The organism is Pseudoalteromonas sp. SIMBA_162 (assembly GCF_046535955.1).
GTDB lineage: Bacteria > Pseudomonadota > Gammaproteobacteria > Enterobacterales > Alteromonadaceae > Pseudoalteromonas > Pseudoalteromonas marina.
The window spans coordinates 1-254 of the sequence record NZ_JAWJBQ010000774.1 but is presented as its reverse complement, the minus strand read 5'-3'; the positions used below and the strand labels follow the sequence as shown (position 1 = coordinate 254).

The window sequence follows — 254 nt, the reverse complement described above, 5'->3', positions numbered from 1 at the left end:
GCTCCAGTGCGGCCAGGTCGCCACTTTGCCGGTAGCGGTTTTCCCATTCTCTGGCTGTGCGCGGTTGTGGGGGCTGCGGCGGGTCGCCATACAGGCGTTGCTTGAGCACGGCGTAGGCGCGCGTGTCGGTAGTGGGTGTGCAGCCTTTGAACTGTTCGCGGGCCAGGTCCGGGTCATGGCGTGACAGCCAGTCGACGGTGTCCAGGCAGGGGCGTTGCAGGTCGTTGCTCAGGCGGCGCACCAGTGCCGCATCA

1 protein-coding gene is annotated in these 254 nt (G+C 66.9%); it reads right to left on the bottom strand.

Going from position 1 to position 254, the window contains the following annotated elements:
- The coding region (locus R0J88_RS21785; RefSeq protein WP_410901143.1) for a hypothetical protein at nt 1-254 on the bottom strand (254 nt) is incomplete at both ends.